Annotated in this window: 1 protein-coding gene; it reads right to left on the reverse strand. The window is 80.2% G+C overall.

Going from position 1 to position 626, the window contains the following annotated elements; translation table 11 throughout:
- Nucleotides 1-626 (reverse strand): helix-hairpin-helix domain-containing protein (locus AXW62_RS39805; protein ID WP_289306047.1); only part of this gene is annotated, 626 nt, incomplete at both ends.

Raw genomic sequence — 626 nt, forward strand, 5'->3', positions numbered from 1 at the left:
GCACGGGCCGCCTCGCCACCGCTGTGGACGACCAGGCCGTGCGCCGCGACGGTACGGATGAGCTCGGCGGCGGAGGCGGTGGGCGCCGCGGCGGCCGCGCTCTCCCACCCGGGCGCGCTGGGATCGCCCGCGGGCGCGCCATCGGCCGCCGCACCGCCCCCGGGGGTGGCGAAGGTGCCCGCCAGCCGGGCCAGACCGTCGGCCAGGCTCTCCTCCGCCAGGGCATAGCGGTCCAGCCCCAGCAGCACCCGCACCGGCTGCTCGGCCTCCTCGCCGTCGGCGGCCGGGGGACGGGCCCCACCCGCCGGGGCGTCCAGCGCGTCCTGGAAGACCAGCACCGCGCCCTCCGCGATCGCGGTGCGCAGCGCCTCGTCCGGATCCGGCACGGACACCTTGGCGAGCGCCTCGCGCAGCGCGGACGACTCCAGCGCGGTGTGCCCTTCGAGGGCGGCGCGCTCCAGCAGCCAGCCGGTGAGCGCCAGCGCACGGCGCTCGTCGCCGGGCTCGCAGGCCGGGCCGAGGAGGGCGCGGGCGAAGCCGTCGGCCTGGTCGGGGCGTACCCCGGGCACGGCGAGCAGCTGCCAGGGGTCCTCGCGCAGCGCCTCGGCGGCGCGCTCCCCGAGGAC

Source organism: Streptomyces hygroscopicus subsp. hygroscopicus (assembly GCF_001553455.1).
GTDB classification, from domain to species: Bacteria; Actinomycetota; Actinomycetes; order Streptomycetales; family Streptomycetaceae; genus Streptomyces; species Streptomyces hygroscopicus.